We start from the raw sequence: 17,484 nt of genomic DNA, 5'->3' as shown, positions 1-17,484 counted from the left end.
TACACCTGAAGCGCTGGCGTGGCATAGCGACCCGTTATGCCAAAAAGAGTACATCGTTTCTTGCGGCAGTCCAGATCCGTTGTCTCGCGCTTTGGTTGAATATTTCATGACGATATTATTTAGCTAATCTTTCAAAGAAATATAAAAAAGTGTTCACCACTGTTCACTCTATAATTTAAACCATATATATCAAGTATTATGTGGTGAATAGTTATTTTTAAACTGTTCGCAACTATTCATCACTGTTCACCTTTTTCAGATTTGAGGTGACCGGTTGGGTTATGAGTTTACTTTTAATTCATCATCATTTAACAAATTGAATTTAAATCAAAATATTTAAAGGTGAACAGTTTTATCCCTATTTCTTTAATACGGTGGGGATAAGCAAAAAGTTTTCTCTGGCAGGTGTGTTTCAGATCTCCAAGTTACTGGATTAATTTATTAGCCCGGTAACTTGGAGAAGACAAATGTAGCGCGTCAGTGTTTATATCCTAACAGACCAAAATGATTATTTTCCTATTTAGTACTACAACCGTATAATACTCTTAAAAATACCCATTTCATACAGAAACTTATTAAGTTGGTGGTAGTTTAGATCTGCATTTTCGCAGATTAACTTTTATTTATATTAGTCATTTAACAGCTCGTGTGATTGTTCTGAGAGTCTACGAACTTCTACAGCCTGGGATAGTTGATGTAATAACATTTCAGTGTCATTCCAACCAATACAGCTATCTGTTACACTTTTTCCATAAATAAACGATTTCCCTTTACATATATTTTGGCTACCCTCAACCAAATGGCTTTCAATCATAACCCCAATGATTGATTTTTCGCCATATATAATTTGTTCACATACATCTTTGCCAACTTCTAGCTGTTTTTTGAATTTCTTTTCACTATTAGCATGACTAAAATCAATCATGATATATGGATTCAAATTAGCCATTTTTAATTCTTTTTTTACCATATTAACATGCTTGGGACTATAATTTGGTTCTTTTCCTCCACGCAAAATGATATGGCAATCTCTATTTCCATTAGTAGATACTATTACTGGATATCCGAATTTAGTTATAGAAATAAAACTATGCGGTGAATTAGCAGTATGAATAGCATCAATTGCAACTTTAATTGAACCATCAGTTGAATTTTTAAATCCAACTGGACAAAAAAGGCTAGATGCTAACTCACGATGAATTTGAGATTCTGTCGTCCTTGCTCCTATAGCCCCCCAGCTAACAAGATCAACTAAATATTTAGGTGTAATCATATCAAGAAATTCGCTAGCAGTAGGAAGATCCATTTTATTGATATCAAGCAATAAATTTCTAGCCAAAAACAAACCATTATTTATATCAAAACTATTATCCATATCCGGATCATTAATTAAACCTTTCCAACCGATGGTTGTACGTGGCTTTTCAAAATAAACTCTCATTACTATTTCTAAATTGGATTTTAATTTTTTACGCAATACACTCAAACGCTTTGCATATTCTAATGTTGATTTTACATCATGTATTGAACACGGCCCAACCACCACCAATAATCGATCATCTTTCCCATTTAAAATTTCACGTATTGCATTACGGTGTTTTTCAACAGAAATTATCTCTGATTTTGTTATTGGAAGTTTTTTAAATAACTCAATTGGAGTGAGTATTTTCTTTTCTTTTAAAAAGCCATTTTGAGAATAAATCATTTTCAACCTACTTTTTTAATGTGATTTAAAATAATAGTTATTAACCAACCAAGGTGTAATTAATGATAATGAGGAGGTTATCATTAATTGCCGCTGCAAATTACCTGATAAATTAATGAAAATTTTTATGGATTTTAAAAATCACTATTAATTCTACTTTAAAATAAATAAAAGCTCATCTTAAAGTAGAATGTTTATTTTCAAATCCTCATGAAAATATATTATTTAGCCTCCATACTTCATTAATAAGCGATTTTATTTTTCATAAATACTTCCAATTTTAATATATAAATACAGTGCAGATAATGAAGAAAAAAACATCATGACAAAAGCCATGACAGCAATGAAATTAGGACTTTCTGGTTTAATACTCATGATTAATACACCAACACCACTTGCTGCATACAGTATAGATGTATTCCAAGATAAGTTTGTAGGGATGTTATCTTTAGACAACGAAATCACTGAATGTTGCTGACAACTATCAAAAGATCCTGAAAATAAAAACCAAGTTAAGATAAAAAAAACTGATAATATCAAGTATGACATTTGAAACGCTAATGGTACGGCTATCATTCCACCTAAAGAACAATATACCAAAAACATAATCCCTCTTTTTTTATTTTTTACAAATAGCCTTTCGGAAATAAACCCGATAGTTAGAGAACCCAAAAAAGTTCCTACTCCACTTAAAATGCCTATGAAACCAATATATTTATCATGAATAAAAAAGTTCTTTGATAAATATATAGCCAAGAATGAATAAGCTCCTAAACTAGCTGAGTGGAATAAAAAAGTAATAATATAATTCCATCGCAAATGTTTATCTTGCCAAGATGATAAAAGTGTCTTAATTATATTGTTCTCAAGATTAATATTTTCTGATGCTATTTCTATAGCACTTGATGAATGGGACGGTATTCTTTTCCAAATGCTGGGCAAAAGTAACATCGCGGCTATACCTAGAATAGCTAAGACTGATTGCCACGAGAGAAAAGCGGCAGAATAGGCTCCAATAGGAACCCCTAAAACCTGCCCTAAAGCAAAAGAGGCCATACCAAAAGCGATAGCTTTTCCTCGCAGGTTTTCTTCAATTCTGTGACTAATCCACACCCATGTTGAAGGACCAAAAAAAGCAACACCAAGGCCAGCAATTCCTCGACTACATATAACAAGCCAATAATCATATGTCAGTGCAGATAAAATATTTCCTATGGAAAATATTACTATACCAATAGTTATCATAAAGCGAGGTCCTAATCTATTATATAAAGTACTAATGAATGGACCAAGAATTGCCTGTATAATAACATAAGATGTAATTAATTGTGCTGAAGCAGAAATAGACACACTTAAATCTGAAGAGATTACTTCAAGTAGGGGAGAAATAATATACATTTCGCTTCCTACAAGAAAGAAACCCATATATAGTGGCCAAAATGTTTTTATCAGTTTACTAGATTGAAAAAACTTAAACTGTGACATTAACATTTTCTCCATATAAATTATACCAACAATCAAAGTTAAGAGCTAATTCTGCTGATGAGTTAGATATAAAACTCCCAGCCTCATCTGCCAATACCGATTCATCTAATTTCTTGAGATCAAATAACTCTCCCAAGCGATGATTATTCTGCTCTAATATAGATCCTAGCTGTTTCCTAACCTCTGTTGAATATTTTGGATCAAGAGTTGAAGGGTAAGGTATTTTTCTTCTATTGATAATTTCACTGGGAATAAACCTATCAACCGCCGATTTAAGTAATACTTTTTCTATTCCTTTGTTTGATTTATGTAACCAAGGAGTTGAAAAAACAAGTTCAATTAATCTATGATCACAAAATGGAACACGAGCCTCCACTCCAGCAGACATCGATAAACGATCTTTTCGTTCAAGTAAAGTTGGTAAAAAACGAGTAAGAGCAAGATATGAAATAAATTGCATATGTTCTTCTTTTCCTAATTTATTTGATGAACTACCTGTGAACTCAATTAAAGCGTTGTCGTAATCTCTTTTCAGATAACCGTCAACATCTAGACTCTTTATAATATCTGAACGAAAAACATTCAAGATCCTTTGGTGTAATCGTCCATGTGCTGGAGTATCAGCTAGCCAAGGAAAAGTACCTGATTCAACTGCTGCCAGATTATGGAACCAGCGATATCCGCCCATAATTTCGTCTGATGCTTCCCCAGATAAAACAACTGTTGCAGTTGGTTTTATTGAGTGAAAAAGAGATAATAAACTGAGATCAAGATCTCCAATTCCATTAGGAAGATCCCTTGCTTTTACTGATTCTTCCCGCAGACTTTTTCTTGTTAGATCTTGATAAGTCAAAAGATACTTATGGTGCTTTGTTCCCAATGATTTTGCTGCTATTTGAGCATATACAGAGTCCTCTGTACGATTTGCTATTTCTTGACCATCTTCATTTTTGAACAAAAAATCAACCTCATAAGTATGAAGTTGATTTTTTAGTGATTTTTGAGCAATTGCTGAAATAGCAGTTGAATCCAAACCACCTGATAAAAGGCTTCCTAAAGGAACATCTGAAATTATTTGTTTATTCACTGTATCTAATAATACATCACGTACAAGTTCAACGGTGGAACTAAAACTCATAGAATGAAAACCTTGTAATAAATTCCAATATTGATTCTGAGTTTTTACAACTTCACCATTATTGATTTTAAATGATAAAATATTTCCAGGTATAACTTCATAGATTCCTGTATAAGGGGTTTCACCAGGAGCTTTATGTAATGGTAGTAGAAGCTTAGTTACTCCTTGCTCACAAATTTCTTGCTTTACATCAGGATGAGATAAGATTGTTTTTATTTCTGAACCAAATATAACTCCTTTAGAATTTATATAATAGTAAAGCGGTTTTACACCAAGTCTATCACGTACTAAATGAAGAGTTTTTGATGAAGAGTCCCATATTGCAAATGCAAATATTCCATTTAATTCTTTAATGGATTCCTTACCTCTATGAATCCATTCTTGTAAAATTACTTCTGTATCACTATTTGTTTGGAATACCATTCCTTTTTTTATAAGATCATTGCGCAATTCTTTATAATTATAGATCTCTCCGTTATAAATAATTGTGAAATTTTTATTTAATGCCGAATTCATTGGCTGAGATCCACCTTTAATATCAATGATAGATAATCTACGGTGCCCTAAAGCTATAGGACCATCTATGAAGCACCCTTCATCATCAGGACCTCTCAGACGTATAGATTTAATCATGCGGTCTAATATTTCTTCTCGTTTATTATTATTTGAAATATCCAAAAAACCTGCAATTCCACACATTCTATAAACCCCTTTAAAAGTAAAAAATTCTAAATATTAAACTTAGGATTGTATATATTCAACCATGTATCTATATTTAAGAGAAAACCTAAACCATTCGTTGTACTAGCTGCCGCGCGAGGGCTGGGAATAGTTTTATTAGTTGATAAACATTCTTTCACTTTATTAACATCTAATATATTCCAAATTAAAGCACTACGATCTTCTAGTAGATTTTTTATTCTCCTCTGTAAAAGATCGCTATACTTTGGATCTATTTGAGCAGGAAAAGCACTTTTTCTTCTTTTTAAAATAGATTCAGGAAGTAAATCTATTGATATATCACGTAATAATTTCTTTTCAATATTAGAATGATACTTTTTCTTATAAGAAATATTGTAAAGCATTTCAATGAGGCGATGATCACAGAATGGTACTCGAACTTCAACACCCGCAGCCATACTCATACGATCATTTCTTTCTAATAGAGCTGGCAACCATCTTGTTAGGGTCAAATAACTTACTTTACGTGCTTTAATATCAGATTCGGATTCACCGTGAAGAAAATTTATCTCTGATAAAGAATTATTATAGCTCTCAGAAATGTATTCTTTGATACGCTCTTGTCTAATAAGATCATTTCTTAGTAAAGAGGAAAATAAAGTTTTTCCTTCCAACCAAGGAAATGTTTCTGCCTTATGAAGCTCAGTATTATATAGAAAAGGATAGCCAGAAAATATTTCATCAGCTCCTTCACCTGATAGTACAACAGTAGTGTATTTACTTATATCTTTGAATAGAAGATATAGGGATACATCCATTTCTCCCCAACCAGGAAAATCACGCGCTTTTAACGATATCAGTTCATTATTTAATTGTTCATTATATGTTAATAATGTTGTTCTATGCTTAGAGCCTATATATTCTGAAACTTCTCTGGCAAAAGGTTCATCTCTGGAAGTGTGCCATAACGTTTGCATGAAAAATTTTTTATGTTCATTGAAGTCAACAGAGTATGTATTTAGAGTTTCGTTCATATCCTTTTTTATATAATTAGCTGCAATAGCAGAAATAACGCTTGAATCTAATCCTCCAGAAAGAAGGCTACCAATATTCACATCAGAAACCAATTGCTGAGCAACAATACTTTCTAATTCATCACGAATTTGTTGACAGGAATATTCATAGCTATGAATATCTTCTTCAGGTTGTAAACTCCAATATTTATATTCAGAAACATTTTTATGGGTAATACTAATATAAAAACCAGGTTTTACTTGCTTTATATCTTTATAAACAACTTTTCCTGGTGAAGGTGCAGAAGATAAGGCTAATAACTCAATAAGTCCTTCCTCACCAACTTCTGTTTTATATAGAGGATTTTCCAAAATTCCTTTTGGCTCTGAACAAAATAAAATACCGTCATTATATACATGGTAATAAAGTGGTTTAACACCAAGCCTATCACGTACCAAAATTAATTTTTCTAATTTAGAATCCCAAATAGCATAAGCGAAAATTCCTCTGAAGCGTTCTGCACTATGAACGCCCCATTGTTGGTAGGCTTTTACAACTACTTCTGTATCAGAAAAGGTATCAAATTTATAGCCTAATGATATAAGCTCATCTCGCAATTCTTTGAAATTATAAATCTCACCATTGTATGATATAATAGAGATGTTTCCACTATTATCATACGATACCATAGGTTGTTTTCCACCTTCTAAATCTATTACTGATAACCTTCTATGTGTCAAAGCAATATATGTACTTCTATATATTGCTCCTTCATCTGGCCCACGAGAAGACATGGTATTATTCATGGATTCTAAAATTGACAGATATTTTTCTTCTTGAAAATTTATTTTCCAATCTAACCAACCACTTATTCCACACATATCATTACCTGTATATTTTAAAATTGAAAAGAATATTATAAACTATTTTGTACAGTCCATGAGCAACCACGAACACCATTGGTGTCTAGTAGTTCAAAATCAGCTTTATATCCTTTAGCTGTAATATTAGCATTAGTAGCTACGGTGCAATACTCACAAGGCGATTTTAGCGTAATTACGACTCCATTACTTCTAGCTAATTCTCTATATTTCCAAATTCCGCATCGTGTTATATTCAAAGTTGCTCTATTTTGATCTATTTGAAAAAATTTCATTTCTGATTGATACAATTCAAGTTGTTGACGGAATCTTTCTAAAGGCCCTAAGGGGCCAGGTAAACGTGGAATTTCAACAATCATATGAATAGTTGCATTAAAGTTTGCCCATAACTCTATATCATCATGACCAAAGTGGTTGACAACGAATTTCTCCATTAATGCCTGTGCATTAAAAAAAGCTTTTTTCCATAAAGTTGGTTCAAAAGATGTAGGAATAGATTCGTAAATTTCTTTTTTAATTTGAATCCACTCATCAAAAAAAACACCTCCTTTTAGTTCTATTAAATATTTATTTAATCCAGACTCAGCCTCAAAAAGCCTTTGCCTCCATAAAATTGCCTGTTGTTTTTTATTAAGTTCTTCACTAAGAATTTCATTCCTATTCATATAATAACCTCATGGTATTATTTATATAAATAAATTAAATTTGTAAGTGCTAATAAAAATTTCTTTGTGTTAAACATGCATTCTAATTAAATTTAGGTAAATTACAACAAAATAAATTTATTAATGCCATTAAAATTAACTTTAGACAGATAGATATAATTAATCATTATAATTTTAACTTTTTTGTTATTTTTTTAGGAAATATTTTTCATTTTAAATTAAATAATAATAAAACAAACACCTTTCTAAAAGAAATTCATGCATTATAATAAATCTAACATATAATTTAATTAAGTTATTTTCAAGTTAACCTCATAAATAAAAGAAATATTTTATTACGTAAAATCTATAGTCACCCCCGTTTTTGCAACACTGATTTTGATGTAGGGTTGGCTTGCTTAAACCTATCCGGCGTCATTATGGGCAAGGATGCCCGCGCCCCGATGAGTTCCGCGTCTGATGAACCTGAAAATGACTTCGGCTTTGATGAGCCATTTTTACGTTCAGATTCTTCATCAGGCCGATAGGCCGTTCATATCATCAATAATCAGTCTTCGTAAAACCAGATGGGTAACTTGTCTTTAACTGCTTTATAATCCGTCTATTGAATCAGATTAACATCTATCAGACCCGATATTCATTTTGCTGAGTGGTGATTGCCCACGCGATCCGTGCCAGCTTGTTTGCCAGCGCACAGGCAACGACATTCGAATGCTTCTTACTCAGTTGTTCCTGAACCCACTCAGCCAGTCTGCCCTGTTGATGCTCCAGCCGCATCATGAATATGCGGGCGCACTGAACCAGTAACCTGCGCAGATTTTTGTTGCCTCGCTTGCTGATACCCAGCAGGGTGGTTTTTCCGCCTGTGCTGTATTGTCGGGGCACAAGCCCGGTAGCGGCCGCAAAATCCCGGCTGCCTGAAAATTGTTTACCGTCACTGAACTGAGAGGAGAGCAAGCTGGCCGTGATGGAGCCAATCCCCTGGATTGTCATCAGGTGTTGAGCCGTCTCGTCTGCTTCAAGGGACTGGTGTAATTCGGCTTCTAACGACGTGATTTGTTCGACAAGATAAAGATAGTGGGTGTGTAATCTCATCAGCAAACGGTTCAAATAATCGGGCATTTCGTGTTCCGCGAGTACGTGTGATAAGCGTTTAATGACCGCCTCGCCTTTTGGCAGGCTGATACCGAACTCCAGCAAAAAGGCCTGAATTTGGTTAGTCGTTTTGACCTTATCCCGGATGAGTGAGTCTCTGACACGGTGTAGCGCTCTCATGGCCTGTTGAGTCTCTGTTCTTGGCCGGAAAAACGCATTGATGGCCGTGATGCGGCTTCACATATCGCTTCTACATCAACAAGTTCATAAATTGTTCTATCAGTAAAGTTGTATCGGAATAGGGAGAGAGAAGTATGGCTATAGGACACTTTTTGACTGTAGGAGATAAGACAGCTGTGGAGGAACAATTCTTACAGGAACCAGTAATATTACATTTTATAGACGGCAGGCTGCGGTAGAAGGTTCCCTTGTTACTTGTGGAAACCACTTAGGCAACTTTTCGATTGTAGGTGGTGTGAATTTTTTTTGATATGGGAACTAAACTGGCTGGAACGTTAGATAGCCAGAGCACTTGCCCTTGCGGAGTAAATCTTATTCATTCCATTCCTGATAGTTACCAAAATACAGCACTCTCTTCAGGAAATACCGAACCGCAGGAATTACCCTCAGAAACAAAAAAATGGATTGGTTTTAGCGTATCCCCTGAAATTGATTATTGTAGCATAAAATGTATTGCCACGCTTGATGATGGTTCGGTTCTTAATGGTGAATTTAACCAAGAAAATAAAGTCATGTTCACATCAATAACAGGTCATAAGTGTGTAAAACTTGAAATAGAACATTTTGAAAAAGGAAGTTCCCCACAAAGTTTGACAGAAATCTTATTAAATAAAATTATTGGGTGAAATCATGACATATGAAGTGGTAGAGGGAACATATGCAGGAAAACAAGAACATTCTATTGATGATCCTATTTTAAATAAGGCGGTGGCAGCATTAGAAGGTGCTTCAATTAAATTTTCTACCGATGTAATTAACGATGCTAATGTCAGACAAAGCTATACTTCAAATATTAAAAGAGCGGTTTCTGAAATTAAGCAGATGGTGAGTACAAAAAAAATCTCAGTGAAAGAAGCCGCTGAATTTTGTTACGAAATGCGTAACCAAATTATGGCAGAGCATAGAAAATTCACGTCAGCACAAGGGTTGGCCTTTGCTGAGAGACATAAAAAAACACCTCCATCTTTTGAAAAACTTATTGATAAATATTCTCAGAAAAAATTTGGAAAAGTATTTGGTAGCCTTACTCCAGATCAAAAAAGTACAATTTACTATGAGATCATAGAAGCCTCAGCAAGAGACAACCCCAAATTCACAACAGCAAATAAACGATTAAAGGTTATCGGAAAAGTAGGAATTATCTTTACGGCAGTATTAGCAACACATGAAGTATTGAATGCTGAAAATAAACCTAAGGAAGCTATTAAACAAGGTATACAAATTGGTGGCGGTGCTGCTGGTGGAGCACTTGCTGGTTTTACTGTATCTCCGGTTTGTGGGCCTGGTGCTCCCGTTTGTGCTGTTGTTTTGGTATTAGTAGGGAGCGCGGCAGGAGCAATTGTTGGTTCAGTGGTTGCTGATACTTTAGATGAAGAAATAGAGGAATTTACCCGTTGGGCAATCAACTAACTGATATAGATTTGTGTGAAGCGCTATCTTATGTCTTTGTAGATAATGAAGTTGACTATGAATATATCGCTTCTGTAGCAAAACATTTTCCACTTGAGCATGTAGAAATGGTCTTCTTCGAGTGGGTGGCTCCGGTGTGTTATACCAATGGTTTTACTCCTGTACCTCCTGTATGGACTTTTTTTGACCGGGAGCAACTTTGGGAAGATATTCAGGATCTGCGGAGAAAACAAATAACAGAAGGTAAGATTGAAAAAATAAAAGAAAATATCAGACGATGTTTTTTGCGTAGGTATCTTGCGAAAGATTGGCAAATTTTGAGAGAAAAACTGATTGATTTTTTATCCATGATGGATCAATCATAAAGTATCATATAGAAAAAAGATTGATATTTGAAAGTTTCTTCATATATTGCTATTTTTGGAAGGTAATGTATTTTTATTGAAAATTAATTTCATTATGGTTTTGTTTTTTAATGTCATTAATTTATGTCAAACAATCTATATTGACTTTTTCATTTTAATATGCCTGTAGGAAATGTAATGATGTCATTTTTAATGAAACTTTATCTTTAAAAATATTTCAGTTAGAGATAATGCTATAGCTTATTCATTATAATTGACGTTAAAAATCATAATGATGGGATCAATATCTCAATCATGAGAATAATAAAATATATTATGTTAAATTTCAGGTTTTGTTAACTATAAGAAGATAAGTGAAGAGGGAATATGATATATGATATTTGAAGGGGCATCACTAGATGACTTATTATTTGATATATATACATATATATTAGATCAAGGAAAAACAAATAGAGCAACAAAAGGAAAAAATTTGGAAGTTCTAAGTTGCCAAATTGTTTTAACGAATCCTTTAGCTAGGGTAAGTCGTTCGGAATCTAGGGGGTTAATTTTTAGCTGCTTAGGTGAGTTACTTTGGTATCTTTCGGGAACTAATGACGGCCAACAAATAATACACTATTTGCCCAAATATCAAACTTTTTGTGAGCCTGATGGGAGGGTGCATGGTGGATATGGTTCACGATTATTCAACATGCATGAAAAGTATAATCAAATAGAACGTGTAATTGAACAATTAAAATATCATTCAGGAACTAGAAAAGCAGTTATACAATTATTTGATTCATCTGATCTTTCTTGGAAATTCAAAGATATTCCTTGTACTTTAAACCTTCAATTTGTTGTAAGAGAAAATAAGCTTCATATGTTTACAATGATGCGTTCAAATGATGCATTTATTGGATTGCCACATGATATTTTTGTATTTACTATGATTCAAGAATTAATTGCTGGAGAAATAAACTGTGAACTAGGAAATTATTACCATTATGTTGTTAGTTTACATTTATATGAAACTGATATTATGAGAGCTAGAGATTTTATTGATGAAGGATTCATGTTGACAGACAGCGTCATGGATGAAATGCCAAAAGGTTCTTTTTTTAGAGATAAAAATATTATTTTGGACTTTGAATATAAAATTAGAAATGGTTTTCCAATAAATTTAGAAAATATAAATTTGGATGTTTACTGGATAGATATTCTGAAATTGATCTTATTTTTCACTCAAACAAAAAGCAATAAAATATCTGATTTGAAAAATGCTCACTACACTAAGAAAAGTATTTCAAATATTAAATATAAAACTTTAATAGATAAAAGAGTAAGAACTTATCTTGAAGGAAAAAATAATGGCTTATAAGAATCATAAAGATATTAATTTATACATTAATGCTATAAGAAAATTCGAAAAAAAAGAACGAAAGCTTTTAGGGCTAAAAAATAAAGAAAATTATGAAACTTTATCTAGACAGCTGATTGATAGTGTAAGGCGTATTGAATATATCAAAGTCATAGGTGATAGAGACATTTCTCGCCTAAGAAAAAATCCTCATTCAGACATATTTGATCCTCTGAGAGCTGCGTGGTTATATATAAAAGAAGAAAACTATAATGAGGCTTATTGGCTAATATTTTTATCTACTTGTTTTGGAATTCATAAAAAATATGGTTGGAATTTATGTGCTGATATATATGGCGGATTAGGAACAGTCGTTTGGACTTGGGATATAATTACTCAAAACTTTGAAGATTTCAAAAAATGGTATAGACTAGCTAGCATAGAAATGCTTCGAGACAATATAAAAAGAGGTTTTGGTAATCATCGTAAATATGAGTCACTTAGATACAACTCTAATCGAGCAATTCCTATTGTGATAGAAAGCTATATAAAATGGATTGGAGTTAGTAGAGACCATGAAGTAAGATTCTTAGAGGCCTCAATACAAAATAATTATCCTAATAAATATATACTATTTGATATTATTTATAAATCAATGAAAAGTGTAATCTCTTTTGGTAGAACGGCTAGATTTGATTACTTAACAATGTTGGCAAAATTTAATTTACTGAACATAGAACCTTTAACGTTATATTTAAATGGTGCTACTGGTCCTAAAGATGGGGCAAACCTTCTCTTTTATGGATACAAAAAAACGGGCTATGATGTTGCAAGGCTAAATAATGATATTAATGAGTTAGCCAATGAACTTCCTATTACAAAACTTGCTTCTCAAGTGCTAGAAGATGCATTATGTAATTGGCAAAAATCTCCGTCTGAGTATATTTATTTCGGAGGTTAATTATTTTCCCACTTATATCTTACTTTAAATCTATTTAGATAGGCATAGTCAATATTACCTAAATGTTGGAGTTGCCCTAATAAAATTCCTTTGGAAACTCCAATTTTTTTTGAAAGTCGAACTATTTTTTTCCAGTCATTTTTATAAATTTTTTTCATTTCACTTTGATATTTTTCTGGAATTAATGTGTCAACTGCAAATTTATTTGCTTCATCTTCTTTAATCTGAGGCATACCAGAAATGCCATTATCTTCAATGTGGAACTCACGATTGTCAGAATGTAGGATGAGGTGACCAATTTCATGGAATAGAGTAAACCAGAAATGATCATCAGTTAAATATCTAAAACTCATAACAAGCGTTGCTTTATTTTTTTCAAAGAAGCATGTTGCTCCACTAGCTCGGCACCCTGAAGGTGTTCTAGCTATAACAAATACTACTCCTACTTCAGATAATAATCGTTTCAGTTCCGGAACGAATATTTTCGGAGAGGATTCATTTGTCAATTTTCTAATTTCAGGAACAACATCTTTTAACAATTCTTTATCCCAAGGAAGACAGTTAGTTCTTAGAGATATATTTCGAGCAAAAGCTAACCATGTATAAACTGATGTAGGTTCATTTTTTAAAATATTAGATGAGCGATAAGCTACTGAAAATGAATTAGAATGGAAGTTTATAAACCAATTAGTGATTGAATCTTCGTTAAAAAAGCGTAAACAATGCTTAACACGCTCAGTTCTTGGTGCTCGTTTAGGAATCCAGCCATATTTTACCATATCAGAAATGGGGAGTAGATCGAGCCAAGCTTTTTCTTGTTCTTGAAGCTGTAACTTAAAGTTCTGGTATTGACTATCTCTAGTCAGCCAGAACCCAGAAGAAACACGCAGGGTAGACTCTAGTCTTGACGCGATTGACTCACAAATAGTCAGTTTTCCGTCTATTAATTGTTGTCCTTTTTTTGGCGATAACCCGATTTTCTTACTTAGTTCTTCCACTGATAAACCGAATTCATCTAACAGTTCGACAATTGTATCTCCGGGAGGTGATATCCAATCTGGTTTAAAGTCTTTAGAAGAAATCATTTTTCTTTACCTATGTAAACTAATTTGATTCTATATACTCGTTTCCAGTCTATAAGCCCATTAGAATTTTTAGGAGGCTTAGAATGACCAATATCAAAGCACAAATAATATTCTTCTTTCATATCCAGTATAAGATATTCTTTCTCATCCACAAATTTGATTCTTGGATTTCCTAGAGGTAATTCACTATAGTTATCCGCCGCCAAGATATCTGTAATTCTTCTCCTAAAAACCCTAGCGACAGACTTTCCAAGCAGAGAGTCAGCTTTTTCACTTATTTGACAAATATCTCTAATTTCCTTAGATATGAAAGTAATTTCCAAGTTGTCTATTCAAATTGATTATCAAGTGTTCAGATTATATATGATTTCGTATTCGATTGTATATGTTGATCTGTTTTTACTGTTTTTTGATGGTAATTATCAAATTATGTGTATAACCTAATTATGATAGAATATTTTTCTATCTAAAATAATAAGTTATAGATAGATATAATTTTTTCGAATTTACTTTAGTCATCAATTTATCTCTTTTATTAAATAAATGGTTTCTATTTGTTAATATTTCCATTTTTCATTGCCATTTCTAAAGTAATTTATTAAGCTAGACAAGTTTAATTGCCATCGCTGATGTTACGTAGCTGTAATGGCTAAAAAACTCTCGTAGCCTGAAAGGGAGAGCAAGATTGCGGTACATTTGCCCACCTTTGGAAGCAGATGTTGTCAGACATAAACCCCTTGTCTGGTAATTAAGGTTTATTAAACTAAAAATACGCCCAAAAGGTGTTTTTATCTTGTCCTACAAGTGCATTGAACGTTGGATCATGCATTTATTTCACATTAACATCAGGTTTTATCTTCATTTAACTTTTGCATAGTGAGATTGAGTTACGTCATGCACTCATTTCACGTTATACGTGCAGGATAATTTCCATATAACTAATTCATTGTCTTAACTATCTCTGATTGAAATATTCATCAGGTAATTTTTCTACGCAAAAATAATTAACGCATTACTACCATTTGACACTTAACCTTGCAGTGTTTTGCTGTGCCTGATAGCACTTCAACGCTTGCACAACCTTTGCTGATTATTCGCGGAACTCAAGGCGTCACTTTTTGCGGATTTATCGCTGAAAGTGACGCCGCAGCCAAAGAGCAACACAACTCTGACAGACTCTGGCCTGATTAACCACACAGTGAATCTGACACTGCATTTTATAGATTGAAAAAGTATCAAAAGGAGAACTTGACGATATCGAGGCTGGCTTTTAGCCGGTGGGGATGACCTGTTAATACAGGCGGCAGTACTGAGTACTCAACCGATACCCCGCAATACCTCAACTTGCGTTCACTCTGGCGCACAGATATCGATCAAGGGTAAGGCAGGTATTTTCTGTTTTGTCCGAACTGTCGCGCGCCAGAGATTGCATGTTGTCAGGTATAAGTAAGAAAATTAATGAACTGGCTGATTGGAGAATTAAGCATATTCAGATCGCTGTCCGGTATGTTGAGCGTGTTTATAGTTGTTAAACTTAGCCGTTCGGTTATTGAGTCCGATAATACAATCAGTTAAAGTATTCCTGCCATTGGCTCAATCCAATGGTCAAGGCGTCGCGGCCTTGTGTTCACAGACACTGGTAAGAAGTTTTACCAGTGTGCCTGCATTCGCCCTTTCAATGGTGATTCAGGTGGGGGAGGCTATGCCTCGCTGGTGTGAACCCAGTCCGCGAACCCTGTCTGAATCACCACCATCAATATTAATTAATGGAAGGGGTAGCAGGAATGAATAACAACGTTCGAAATGATTGGCATCAAGCCGATATTATTGCTGCATTGCGTAAACGTGGTACAACTTTAGCGGCTGTTTCTCGTGAGTCGGGACTCAGTTCATCTACACTAGCAAACACTCTCAGTCGTCTCTGGCCTAAAGGTGAATGGATAATTGCGGATTATCTCGGTATACATCCCTCTGAAATCTGGCCTAGTCGTTATTTTGATATGTATGGTCAGTTAATTGAACGTAAGGTTCGCGATAAACCACAGGAATAACCCGTTTTAATTTGTGATCTAGTTCGTAAAAATGATAAATGTTTATATGAAGCCTTGAGCATGAAATGGTAACCAAATTTGACCATTTCCAAATCTCATGGCTTTTTTGCTTTAACGTGATGATTAAACAGTTATAAACTGAATTTCCACGTACAATCGACCAAATTTGATGTAACAAAATAATGTGGGGGTACAACTGGGGGTATGTAAACTTTTTAATAAAATTAATTTATTAAATATTAATGTGTTAATATTCGAGTATTGCGCTCTCCTCGAGGAAAATAAAAGTTACTCGTCATTGGCACTTTTCCGCTTATTACGTTGGCAGAAGCCAGAAAGAAACGTGATGAAGCTAAGAAACTGATAGTTGAGGGTATTGGTCATGACTCCAAAGCGTTAATTTGATATTATAACGCTTTGGAGTCATGACCCATAATGACGCAGGACAGATTTAAGTAAGCCCATCATAAATCAAAATCAGTGTTGCAAAAAAGAGTAGCCATAGATTTTTCTATCAACTGACGGCATAAAAACCAATCAAGACACTTTCGCTCGAGATCTCTCTGTTAATGCGACAGAACCGTTCACAGCACTATTTCATTAATAATCAACGCCAAGCGATTGAATATTTCCCCAAATAACCGCTCAGTAAATGGCACCATCATCGGGAACAGCAGAGAAAGTGTGAAAATACCCACTGTCAGAGTCAGGGGAAAGCCGACTACAAATACAGAAAGTTGGGGTGTCATGCGGTTCAACATTCCCAGGGAAAAGTTCAGAACCAAAAGCAAGGTAATCATTGGCATTGCCAGCATCATGCCATTGATAAAGATCAGGCTGGCACTTTGAGCTAATAATAAAAAGCCCTTTGGATTCAATTGAGTTGGTTTAATGGGAATAGAATGAAAAGTATCTGCCAGAATCGACAATAGCCATAAATGCCCATCAAAGGCCAAAAATAGCAATAACATCATCACGTTTAGAATACGGGCTAAAATAGGCATATTCGGTCCACCTGTAGGATCAAAAAAAGTGGCGAATGAAAGTCCCATTTGTAAACCGAGTACTTCACCGGCATGACGTACTATGGCAAAGGCGATCTGCATGGTCAATCCCAAAGCCATGCCGATCAATATTTGTTGTATTAGAACCCAAATTCCAATAACAGAAAAAATCGGAATTTGAGGAGAAGGGAAAGTTGGCACAAGTATGGCTGTGATTGCTAGTGCCAAGCCAATTTTGACTTTTATTGGTACCTGTTTTTCACTGAAAATGGGCGCTGTGCTAAATAACGCCATCAAACGCACCAATGGCCAGAAAAAATCACTGACGAGGCGGGAAAGTGTTTCGGTATCAAACGGGATCATAA

At 34.1% G+C, this 17,484-nt stretch carries 18 protein-coding genes and 2 pseudogenes; 11 read left to right on the top strand and 9 right to left on the bottom strand.

Features of this window, described 5'->3' with window-relative positions:
- A pseudogene (locus Xvie_RS20725) lies at positions 1–110 on the top strand (IS5/IS1182 family transposase); the annotation flags it as partial.
- 518 nt (positions 111–628) lie between these two features.
- On the opposite strand, the gene aroG reads toward Xvie_RS20725, so the two are convergent.
- The 6 genes and pseudogenes from aroG to Xvie_RS05250 form a co-directional block, all read right to left on the bottom strand.
- Entirely contained in the window at positions 629–1,705 is a 1,077-nt protein-coding gene (gene aroG / locus Xvie_RS05275; RefSeq protein ID WP_086108295.1) for a 3-deoxy-7-phosphoheptulonate synthase AroG, read from the bottom strand.
- A gap of 255 nt (positions 1,706–1,960) precedes the next feature.
- Positions 1,961–3,190: an MFS transporter gene (locus Xvie_RS05270; protein ID WP_167376234.1), complete on the bottom strand. Its 1,230-nt coding sequence runs from the start codon at positions 3,188–3,190 to the stop codon at positions 1,961–1,963.
- On the bottom strand, positions 3,177–5,027 hold the full coding sequence (asnB, locus tag Xvie_RS05265) for an asparagine synthase (glutamine-hydrolyzing) (protein ID WP_086108293.1): 1,851 nt from the start codon (positions 5,025–5,027) through the stop codon (positions 3,177–3,179). The genes Xvie_RS05270 and asnB (Xvie_RS05265) overlap by 14 nt, the downstream gene beginning before the upstream one ends.
- A 29-nt stretch (positions 5,028–5,056) precedes the next feature.
- Positions 5,057–6,904, bottom strand: a complete 1,848-nt coding sequence (asnB, locus tag Xvie_RS05260) for an asparagine synthase (glutamine-hydrolyzing) (RefSeq protein WP_086108292.1) — start codon at positions 6,902–6,904, stop codon at positions 5,057–5,059.
- A gap of 35 nt (positions 6,905–6,939) precedes the next feature.
- A complete protein-coding gene (locus Xvie_RS05255; RefSeq protein ID WP_086108291.1) occupies positions 6,940–7,569 on the bottom strand; it encodes a hypothetical protein in 630 nt (209 codons plus the stop codon).
- Positions 7,570–8,193: 624 nt separating this feature from the next.
- Positions 8,194–8,930: pseudogene (locus Xvie_RS05250) on the bottom strand (IS110 family RNA-guided transposase); the annotation flags it as partial.
- A gap of 101 nt (positions 8,931–9,031) precedes the next feature.
- Here Xvie_RS05250 and Xvie_RS24355 point away from each other — a divergent pair.
- The 6 genes from Xvie_RS24355 (at position 9,032) to Xvie_RS05225 (ending at position 12,979) form a co-directional block, all read left to right on the top strand.
- A complete protein-coding gene (locus tag Xvie_RS24355; RefSeq protein ID WP_339373935.1) occupies positions 9,032–9,154 on the top strand; it encodes a PAAR domain-containing protein in 123 nt (40 codons plus the stop codon).
- A gap of 1 nt (position 9,155) precedes the next feature.
- On the top strand, positions 9,156–9,530 hold the full coding sequence (locus Xvie_RS24350; RefSeq protein WP_339373934.1) for a hypothetical protein: 375 nt from the start codon (positions 9,156–9,158) through the stop codon (positions 9,528–9,530).
- A gap of 4 nt (positions 9,531–9,534) precedes the next feature.
- A complete protein-coding gene (locus Xvie_RS05240; protein WP_086108290.1) occupies positions 9,535–10,314 on the top strand; it encodes a hypothetical protein in 780 nt (259 codons plus the stop codon).
- Complete coding sequence (locus Xvie_RS05235; protein WP_086108289.1) at positions 10,299–10,679, top strand: DUF7079 family protein; 381 nt, start codon at positions 10,299–10,301, stop codon at positions 10,677–10,679. The genes Xvie_RS05240 and Xvie_RS05235 overlap by 16 nt, the downstream gene beginning before the upstream one ends.
- 373 nt (positions 10,680–11,052) lie before the next feature.
- Positions 11,053–12,039, top strand: coding sequence for a thymidylate synthase (locus Xvie_RS05230; protein ID WP_086108288.1), 987 nt, complete (start codon positions 11,053–11,055; stop codon positions 12,037–12,039).
- Positions 12,029–12,979: an alpha-glutamyl/putrescinyl thymine pyrophosphorylase clade 3 protein gene (locus Xvie_RS05225; protein WP_139838810.1), complete on the top strand. Its 951-nt coding sequence runs from the start codon at positions 12,029–12,031 to the stop codon at positions 12,977–12,979. The genes Xvie_RS05230 and Xvie_RS05225 overlap by 11 nt, the downstream gene beginning before the upstream one ends.
- Here Xvie_RS05225 and Xvie_RS05220 read toward each other — a convergent pair.
- Together Xvie_RS05220 and Xvie_RS05215 are read right to left on the bottom strand one after the other, a co-directional pair.
- Positions 12,976–14,064, bottom strand: coding sequence for an ImmA/IrrE family metallo-endopeptidase (locus Xvie_RS05220; protein ID WP_086108287.1), 1,089 nt, complete (start codon positions 14,062–14,064; stop codon positions 12,976–12,978). The two genes, Xvie_RS05225 and Xvie_RS05220, sit on opposite strands and share 4 nt — an antisense overlap.
- Positions 14,061–14,387, bottom strand: coding sequence for a hypothetical protein (locus Xvie_RS05215; protein WP_086108286.1), 327 nt, complete (start codon positions 14,385–14,387; stop codon positions 14,061–14,063). Before Xvie_RS05215 ends, Xvie_RS05220 begins: the two co-directional genes overlap by 4 nt.
- Positions 14,388–15,114: 727 nt before the next feature.
- On the opposite strand from Xvie_RS05215, the gene Xvie_RS21350 reads away from it, so the two are divergent.
- The 4 genes from Xvie_RS21350 to Xvie_RS05205 all read left to right on the top strand — a co-directional run bounded on the left by Xvie_RS21350 (position 15,115) and on the right by Xvie_RS05205 (position 16,520).
- Positions 15,115–15,255: a hypothetical protein gene (locus Xvie_RS21350; protein WP_167376233.1), complete on the top strand. Its 141-nt coding sequence runs from the start codon at positions 15,115–15,117 to the stop codon at positions 15,253–15,255.
- Between the two features lie 358 nt (positions 15,256–15,613).
- Positions 15,614–15,856: a hypothetical protein gene (locus Xvie_RS20720; protein ID WP_139838808.1), complete on the top strand. Its 243-nt coding sequence runs from the start codon at positions 15,614–15,616 to the stop codon at positions 15,854–15,856.
- Entirely contained in the window at positions 15,849–16,115 is a 267-nt protein-coding gene (locus Xvie_RS05210) for a helix-turn-helix domain-containing protein (protein ID WP_086108285.1), read from the top strand. The genes Xvie_RS20720 and Xvie_RS05210 overlap by 8 nt, the downstream gene beginning before the upstream one ends.
- Positions 16,116–16,412: 297 nt before the next feature.
- Complete coding sequence (locus tag Xvie_RS05205) at positions 16,413–16,520, top strand: Arm DNA-binding domain-containing protein (protein ID WP_279625673.1); 108 nt, start codon at positions 16,413–16,415, stop codon at positions 16,518–16,520.
- Between the two features lie 179 nt (positions 16,521–16,699).
- Here the strand turns inward: Xvie_RS05205 and fliR are convergent, their stop codons facing one another.
- The gene (fliR, locus tag Xvie_RS05200; RefSeq protein ID WP_086108284.1) at positions 16,700–17,482 is read right to left on the bottom strand and encodes a flagellar biosynthetic protein FliR; all 783 of its coding nucleotides are present in this window, start codon (positions 17,480–17,482) and stop codon (positions 16,700–16,702) included.
- Between the last annotated feature and the right edge of the window lie 2 nt (positions 17,483–17,484).

Source organism: Xenorhabdus vietnamensis (genome assembly GCF_002127535.1).
GTDB lineage: Bacteria > Pseudomonadota > Gammaproteobacteria > Enterobacterales > Enterobacteriaceae > Xenorhabdus > Xenorhabdus vietnamensis.
Note: the sequence above shows the minus strand (reverse complement) of the source record. Positions and strands in the feature narration are given on the sequence as shown.